The following is a 7,340-nucleotide window of genomic DNA, read 5'->3' on the forward strand; positions in this document are numbered from 1 at the left end:
GACCCAATGGAAAAGACTCTCGCATCCCGACTTGGAGGAGCTGCGCGCCTCGCACGGACCCGCCTCAACCTGACCCAGGCGGACGTCGCGGAGCGCATCGGCATTGCGAGCGAAGTCTATGGGCGACTGGAGCGCGGCCACATGCTGCCCAGCATCCAGACCTTCCGCAGGCTGTGCGTGGTGCTCTCCATCTCCGCGGACGAGGCGCTGGGTCTCAAGCCGTCGCAGGAAGTGAAGTGGGCCGCGGAGCCTCCGAGCGACTACGGCGAATCCGCCGAGCTGCGCCGCCTCATGCGCCGCGCACGCCAGCTGGACCGCACCGCCATCCGCATCCTCAGCGTGCTCGCCGCGCAGTTCAAACCGAAGGGCAGCTGACCCGCTCATCGCCCGGACGCCTCCGCTCCCAGCTTCGAGAGTCGCTCGCGCAGCTTCTTCACCGAGGGAAAGCCGTTGAAGAGCACCACCTGTGGGTGGGCTTCCAGCGTCTCGCGCTCCGCCGCTTCCTTCGCCAGCGCCCGGTCCACGCCCAGGAGCAGCCCGAAGTCCGGGCGCGAGCGCAGCTCCGCCAGCCTCCGCGCCAGCGGCCCCGCGTGCCAGGCGTGGAAGAGCTCCAGCGCCACTTCGCGCCGCGACTCGCGGTGGCGGAAGGTCAGGTCCGGCACGCACAGCCCCGATGCGCCCATGTGCCGGGGCAGCGGCGTGAGGTCCAGCTCCCAGGCTTCGTCCTGGAAGCCCTCCGCCAGCGAAGCCACCTCCGCCGGCACGTGTCCCAGCGCGGCTGGCAGCGGCGACACCAGCGGGTCCTTGTCGCTGAGTGACAACGTGGCCTGCTTGCGCGCCGTCTCCACCGTGGCCGTCAGCTCCCAGCGCCCCAGCACCGGCACCACCGACAGGAAGGACGCCAGCTGCAGGCCGTACTTCTTCTGCATGGCCAGCATCGCCCCCGGGCCCTCCACCTCCAGCGACCAGTCCTCGCCGACGTGCCGCACCTCGGCCACCAGCCGGCAGAACTTCAGCCACCGGAGCACCTTGCGCACGCGCAGCAGCTCCGGCGCGAGCGCTCGCAGCGTGAGGCGCCGCGCCGTCAGCAGCGGGCCCTGCGCCAGCGCGAGGTTGTAGCGGTCCACCAGCGCCTGCGCGGTGAGCGGCTCGCCGTCCCAGCCCACCAGCCGCCGGTGGCCCGGCAGGTCCGCGTACAGCGCCTCGCGCACGTCGGGCAGCGGCGCGGGCAGCACCTGCGCGAGCCGCGCTTCGTAGGCCTCCACCGTCGAGTCCGGCGGCAGCGTGCGCAGTACCCCGGCCGCCGCCTTCAATCGCTCCCAGCGCGCCTCGCTCACGCCCGGGGAGGGCTCGTCGAAGCACAGCCGGTCCATCAGCAGCTTCACCAGCCCGCGCGCCACCTTCGGCCGCGTGAAGGCGCCGGCCTTGAGTCCGAAGGACTCCTCCACGTCGTCCAGCATCACGCCGCGCGAGGCCTCCACTTCGGCCAGCAACTCCTGGGCGAAGGCCAGCAGCGCCTCGTCGTCGCGCTTCACATAGGCGGGGCGCAGCACGCCCTGGCGGACGCGGTAGGTGAGCAGGTCGCGGGTCAGCACCTCACGCCTCCTCCTGGTACGCGTCGTGCTGGCGCCGCCGCTCGCTGATGCCGCTCTCCGCCGTCTGCGCCGAGCACACCTCGTACAGCAGCGCCCGCTTCCCGGGCCGCTTGCGGAGGATGCGCCCCAACCGCTGCACGTGCTCGCGCACGCTGCCACTGCCGCTGAGCACCACGCCCACGCGCGCCTCGGGCACATCCACGCCCTCATTCAGCACGCGCGAGGTGAGCAGCACCGGCAACTCGCCGCTCGAGAAGGCGGCCAGCAGCGCCTTGCGCTCCGGCACCGGCGTGTGGTGCGTGAGTGCGGGAAGCAGCAGCCGCCGCGCCAGCGTGTACACCGTCTCATTGTCATCGGTGAACACGATGACGCGGTCCTCGCGGTGCTCCAGGAGGATGCGCCACAGCACCTCCTGCTTGGCGCTGGAGGTCAGGGCGATGCTGCGCTGCTCCCGGTACGCCCGGTACGCGGCGCGGCCCTCGTCGCTGCGCTGGCTCTGCGCCAGGAAGCGCGCCCACCCTTCCGGCGCGGAGAGCTGTACGCCCAGCCTGCGCACGAAGCCCACGTAGAGCGCCCTCGCCGCGTCGTAGCGCGCCTTCTCGTCCGGCGGCAGCGGCACCTCCACCCGCTTCACCTCGTAGGGTGCCAGGTACTCGCCCTGCAGCTCGCGGATGTCCGTGCGGTGCACGCGCGGGCCCAGCAACTCCTCGCACACGCGCTCGCCGCCGTCCGTGCGCTCCAGCGTCGCGGTGAGCCCCAGCCGGTACGGCGCCAGCGAGCCCTCCGCCACGAAGCGGTAGCTGGGCGCCGGCAGGTGGTGGCACTCGTCGCAGATGAGGAGGCCGAAGCGGTTGCCGTGGAACTCCGTCTGCAACGTGGCCGAGTCGTACGTCGTCACCGTCAGCGGCTGCCTGTCACTCACCCCGCCGCCCAGCAGCCCCACCGGCACGGAGAAGTGGCGGGCCAGCACGCCCTGCCACTGCGTCATCAGGTCCAGCGTGGGCACCACCACCAGGGTGGGCCGCTTCACGTGCGCGATGGCCAGCACCGCCATCAGCGTCTTGCCCGCGCCCGTGGGCAGCTCCACCAGGCCCCGGCCTCCCGCCTTCGTCCACGCATCCAGCGCCGCGCGCTGGTGGGGGAAGGGGGTGATGGGCGTGGTGAGCTCCAGCTCCAGCGGCTCGAAGCGCTTCGCCCGGTCCTCGTACGGCAGCCCCAACTCGCGCAGCCGCAACACCGCATCACGGTAGTGCCACGCCGGTGCGCGGTACACCCCCGTGCGGGAGTCCCGCTGAAACAGGGCAAGCAGGCGGGCGTCGTCCGGCAGCACCGGGGCCACCAGGGTGCCGCAGTCGAAGTGGAGCTCGGTGGGGGTGGCCATGCGCCCGACGGGAAGTAGCCCGTCAACCCGCGTTTCGCCACCATCAAGAAAGACCTGGAGAGTAGGACCACCGCCTGACCTCCTGGTTCCTCTCCTTGCGTCGTCCTGGCTTGCGGAGGGGGAGGGTTCACGGTACCCAGCGCGCGGCATGCGTCTCATCTCGCTCGTTCCCCTGCTGTGCGGCCTGGCCGTGGTGGCCCAGGCCGGTCTCAACCGTCGCTTCGCGGGCCAGTGGGGGCTGCTGAGCGCCGTCCTCATGAACATGGTGGTGGCAACGGTGGCCACCTTCGCCGTCTACGCGGTGGCGCGCTCGGTGCCGGGCTTCTGGCCCGAGGCCGCCGCTCCCGCTGGCTCCGGCCGCCTCTTCGACGGCTTCACCGTGTGGCATCTGCTGCCGGGCCTGTGCGGAGTGCTCATCGTCGTGGGCATGCCGTGGGCCATTGGCCGGCTGGGCGCGGTGCAGTCCGCGCTGCTGCTGATGGCCGCGCAGCTCCTCACCAGCCTCGTGTGGGATGCCATGGTGGAAGGGCGTCCGGCCACGCTCGCCCGGGTGGTGGGCTCGGCGGTCGCCTTCGCGGGGGCCGCCATCGCGGTGTGGAAGGGCTAGATTCAACGGGTGATGCGCCGCGTCCTCATCGTCAGTCCCCACACGCCCTCGCGCGAGCTGCTGCGGCGCATGCTCGAGGAGCCGGGGCTCTCGGTGTCCGCGACGGGCGACACGGATGATGCGTTCGCCGCCATCTCCTCCACGCCGCCGGTGCTCGTGGTGGTGGACCTGCGCAGGCCGGACGAGGACCACCCGCTGTTCCTCGGACTGCTGCGCAAGCGCCACCCCGCGCTGCCCGTCATCGCGCTGGTGCCCGGGCGGCTGCGCATCTTCGATGGCCGCCATGAGCGTGTGCGCGAGGCCCACGGAGAGACGACCGAGGCGCTCCAGCACCTGCTCGGCGCGCTGAAGCAGGCCATGCACGACGTGCTCGCGCAGGAATTGCTCCGCGTGCTGCGTACCCCGATGGGACAGGCCTGACGCGAGGAGACATGCTCGCACTGGAGGGGGCATGGGCGCGGAGCCCCGCTCGCGGCTACGCTGGGGGCATGCGTGCTGTCCGCCTCGCGCCGCTCCTGCTGTTCCTCGTGCTCGCCCCCGGCTCTGGACGGGCGCAGGCGACGGAGACTCCCGCGGAGGCAGGGGCGTGGAACGCGTATCCGGAGAGCACTCCAGCTCCCGCGCCTGACGCTTCCGCGCCGTTCGAGCCCATCGACTTTCCGGGCCAGACGGCCGCGTCCGACACTGCGGGGGAGCTCCTCGCTCCTGGCGTACAGGGCACGTCGACCATGCGGACGGATGCGCTCGATGGAGTCGTCCATCCTGTGGAGGATGCTGCCTCCGCTCTGGAGATGCCCTCCGCGGGCCCTGGCGACTCCGTGCGCGTGGAGCCTTCTGCGCCGCTGGATGACTCCGCGCGAGCGGAACCTGCCACGCCACTGAGCGACTCCACGCGGGAGGAGTTTTCCGCGCCGCTGGGCGCCGGCATACGAGAGGTACCTTCGACGTCACAGAGCGACTCCACGCGAGCGGAGCCTTCCGCACCACAGCGGGACTTCTCGCGGGAAGCGTCCTCTCCGCTGCGCCTCCTGCCCACGCCAGACGCCGCAGGCCCCTCGGCGCGCCTGGCACCGGAGCCGCTGGCGGTGCCACTGGTGCGCTCGCTTCTCGACCTGGCGGGGGCGACCGCGCTGACGTTGAGCAGCGCCGTCGCGATGGACGCGCTCGTCGGCACGCGCTGCTTCCGCGACACCGAGCGGATGTGCATCCTCACGTCCTTCCTCGTCACGATGCTGAGCGTCTCGGCCACCGCGCCCGTGGGAGCGTGGGCCGTCGGCAGCCTCCTGGGCGGGGAGGGGAAGCTCTGGGCGGCCTATATGGGCGCGGCGATGGGGATGGGCCTGGGCGTCATCGGCACCATGCCCACCATGGCCTTCGGCAGCGGCGTCGTCCTCGCGGTCGCCGGCCCCATCGGCGCGGTGGTCGGCGCGGTCATCGGCTACGAGGTCTCCCACCGGCGCGTGGTGCGCGGCGCCTCGCGGCTCGCGCAGCGGCCCGCGAGCTTGAGGGTGTCGCCCCTCGTCGCCACCACCCAGGGCGGCAGCCTGCTGGGTGGAATGATGGGGACGTTCTGAGCCGCCTCAGAGGCGCAGGCGGTAGCCCAGGCTCGCGAGGAAGCCGCCCACGTTGACGTCCCCCGTGGTGACGAGGTCCAGCGGGGCGAAGTGGTAGTGCGCCTCCACGAAGAGCCCGCCCGGACCGAGCGGCAACTCCAGCCCGGCCAGCGCCTGCAGGCCGAGGCCACCGTCGCTCTCCGAGGACACGGAGCCGAAGATGTCCGACGTCGCGCGGTGCAGGTAGAGGCCGAGGCCGCCGCCCACGTACGGCGTGAGCGTGCCGAGCGAGTGCTCGAAGCGGTACACGGCCGACAGCAGGAAGGCCACCTCGCGCACGGCGAGCGAGTAGGTGCCATCCGGCGGCGGCGCGCCGAAGCCACCGAGCTGCGGGTCCGTCACCGTGCCCGACAGCTTCGGCCGGTGGTAGTTCACCTCCACCACCACCGCGAGGCGCCGCTCCAGCAGCGGGGTGATGTAGCCCACCTCCGCGGCCAGGTAGAGGTCGCCGCTCAGCGGCGTGGTGGTCTTGAAGAAGCCCACCTTCGGAGCGAGCAGGACGCTGCCCTCGCGAGGGGCGGTGTCCGCCTCGGTCGCGAGCGGCGCGGAGGGCTCCGCGGCGGTGAGCGTGGTGAGCGCGGCGAGCAGGGCAAGGGCGTTCATGGTGCAGGCGCTCCGCAGGGCTGGGAAGCCAGGGCACACTCCCCGAGGTCCGACGTCAGTCCCGCCGCTCCGTCCGCGGTGACGGTGAAGCCCTGGATGGCCGGCACCTCACCGATGGCGCCGCCCGGGTCCGCCACCTCGAGGGCGTAGGGGCCGCCGGGCACGATGCCGCTGGGGCACAGCGGGTCGGCGATGGGGGGCGCGTCGAGGCCGGAGCAGGTGGGCACCACCGCCGTCACGGTGCCGGGTCCGTCGAAGGTGACGTCGCGCAACGGGATGCGCACCACCTCCGCCGGATTCGTCTTCAAGGGCGCCAGGAGGACGATGTCCGGCGGCCCCGAGAACGGGCGCTGATCGCCGGTGGGCGTGTTGGTGAGGGTGATGGTCTGGTTGCTCAGCTCGCTTCCGGTGCGCGGCGCCACGGTGAGCGTGCCCAGCCGCGCGTAGGTGATGTCCAGCGCGCGGGACACCGAGGCGCCACAGCCCTCCGGGTTGGTGAGCACCAGGTCGTAGACGCCTTCGGGCGTGCCGGGGGGAATCTCCGACTCGATGCGCGTGGGCGAGATGACGTTGATGACGAACAGCGACTGGCTCGACCCGTCGGCGGCGCGCAGGACGATGTTCGGGAAGGTGTCGAGCCGGAAGCCCGTCCCCTCGATGACGATGGGGCTCGAGCCGGCGAACGAATAGCCATCCGGCGGCGGCACCACCCGGGTGAGCGTGGGGGGCGGCACGACGACCAGCGCGTCCGCCAGCGAGGCGCTGCCGCCCACCGGGTTGCTCACCTCCAGCGTGTAGCTGCCCTCGGGCAGATCCACTGGTGGCGTCGAGTCCCGCGTGGGCAGGTCCACCAGCAGCAGCTCCGGGCGGATGTAGAAGACGTGGTCCCGGCTCAGTGTGAGCGTGGTGGGCCCGCGCAGCGTCACCTCCGGCAGCGCCACCCCTGGCTCATCCTCGGTGAGCACGTCCGCGGGCACCGGAGCGAAGCCGTCACCCGCCACCTCGAACCGCCAGCCGTGCTCCCCGCCCTGGGCATTGCAGATGCGCGGGGGCGTGACGTTGCGGGTGAGCGGGTTGATGGCTCCCTGGATGCGGGGCGTGGGGCCTTCCACCGTGCGGGAGCAGGCGACGAGAGCGAGCAGGGCTGTGGCGACCGGCAGGCGCAAAGCGGTTCTCCTCCACCTCAACAGGCGCGCGGCACGTTAGGACGGCCACCCCCGAGGGCCGGAGTTTTTTCCGGTTTCCCTCTGGCACCACGTCCGCCCGAGCAGGAGGGGCCTCCGTAACGCTTTGAAATAACCGGGTTTCTTGCCCTCGCCAGCGGCTGGCACGGCTGATGCTAATGCTTCATGCAGCTGGGAACGGCGAGTACGGCGGACGGGGTGGTCCGGGGGCGTGGGGGGACGCCGTACGCGCCAGGTGGTCGGGGGGAAGGGGCGAAGTCGAGGTCGTGCCTGGAGTGGGGAGGCAGGCCTCGCGGGGGTGGGCCGGAGCAGGAGAGGCCGGCAAGGGGGAGTGGCGGCGGGGGCAGCGGCACTTTC

General features: G+C 72.0%; 8 protein-coding genes. 4 read left to right on the forward strand and 4 right to left on the reverse strand.

The genetic code is table 11. From position 1 onward, the window contains the following. Window positions 1-6 precede the first annotated feature (6 nt). Window positions 7-375, forward strand: a complete 369-nt coding sequence (locus tag G4D86_RS49680; protein ID WP_164002725.1) for a helix-turn-helix transcriptional regulator — start codon at window positions 7-9, stop codon at window positions 373-375. 5 nt (window positions 376-380) lie between these two features. Here the strand turns inward: G4D86_RS49680 and G4D86_RS49685 are convergent, their stop codons facing one another. Together G4D86_RS49685 and G4D86_RS49690 are read right to left on the reverse strand one after the other, a co-directional pair. Next, entirely contained in the window at window positions 381-1,595 is a 1,215-nt protein-coding gene (locus tag G4D86_RS49685) for a DUF790 family protein (protein ID WP_164002726.1), read from the reverse strand. Window position 1,596: 1 nt separating this feature from the next. Further along, entirely contained in the window at window positions 1,597-2,976 is a 1,380-nt protein-coding gene (locus G4D86_RS49690; RefSeq protein ID WP_164002727.1) for a DEAD/DEAH box helicase, read from the reverse strand. A 148-nt stretch (window positions 2,977-3,124) separates the two neighbouring features. Between G4D86_RS49690 and G4D86_RS49695 the strand changes: the two genes are divergently transcribed. The 3 genes from G4D86_RS49695 to G4D86_RS49705 all read left to right on the forward strand — a co-directional run bounded on the left by G4D86_RS49695 (window position 3,125) and on the right by G4D86_RS49705 (window position 5,157). Then, window positions 3,125-3,583, forward strand: coding sequence for a DMT family transporter (locus G4D86_RS49695; RefSeq protein WP_164002728.1), 459 nt, complete (start codon window positions 3,125-3,127; stop codon window positions 3,581-3,583). Window positions 3,584-3,595: 12 nt separating this feature from the next. Then, entirely contained in the window at window positions 3,596-4,003 is a 408-nt protein-coding gene (locus G4D86_RS49700; RefSeq protein WP_164002729.1) for a response regulator, read from the forward strand. Between the two features lie 674 nt (window positions 4,004-4,677). Further along, window positions 4,678-5,157, forward strand: a complete 480-nt coding sequence (locus G4D86_RS49705; protein ID WP_164002730.1) for a hypothetical protein — start codon at window positions 4,678-4,680, stop codon at window positions 5,155-5,157. A gap of 6 nt (window positions 5,158-5,163) precedes the next feature. Here G4D86_RS49705 and G4D86_RS49710 read toward each other — a convergent pair whose 3' ends face one another. Both G4D86_RS49710 and G4D86_RS49715 read right to left on the reverse strand, forming a co-directional pair. Beyond that, a complete protein-coding gene (locus tag G4D86_RS49710) occupies window positions 5,164-5,799 on the reverse strand; it encodes an outer membrane protein (RefSeq protein ID WP_164002731.1) in 636 nt (211 codons plus the stop codon). Then, window positions 5,796-6,965, reverse strand: a complete 1,170-nt coding sequence (locus G4D86_RS49715) for a hypothetical protein (RefSeq protein WP_164002732.1) — start codon at window positions 6,963-6,965, stop codon at window positions 5,796-5,798. Before G4D86_RS49715 ends, G4D86_RS49710 begins: the two co-directional genes overlap by 4 nt. Window positions 6,966-7,340 lie beyond the last annotated feature (375 nt).

Origin of the sequence: Pyxidicoccus caerfyrddinensis (assembly GCF_010894405.1) — a bacterium.
Lineage (GTDB): Bacteria > Myxococcota > Myxococcia > Myxococcales > Myxococcaceae > Myxococcus > Myxococcus caerfyrddinensis.

What these genes read in the sequence shown, in the direction of transcription:
- G4D86_RS49680 (WP_164002725.1), top strand. Translation starts at nt 7, where the DNA reads ATGGAAAAGACTCTCGCATCCCGACTTGGAGGAGCTGCGCGCCTCGCA.
- G4D86_RS49690 (WP_164002727.1), bottom strand. Translation starts at nt 2,976, where the DNA reads ATGGCCACCCCCACCGAGCTCCACTTCGACTGCGGCACCCTGGTGGCC.
- G4D86_RS49695 (WP_164002728.1), top strand. Translation starts at nt 3,125, where the DNA reads ATGCGTCTCATCTCGCTCGTTCCCCTGCTGTGCGGCCTGGCCGTGGTG.
- G4D86_RS49700 (WP_164002729.1), top strand. Translation starts at nt 3,596, where the DNA reads ATGCGCCGCGTCCTCATCGTCAGTCCCCACACGCCCTCGCGCGAGCTG.
- G4D86_RS49710 (WP_164002731.1), bottom strand. Translation starts at nt 5,799, where the DNA reads ATGAACGCCCTTGCCCTGCTCGCCGCGCTCACCACGCTCACCGCCGCG.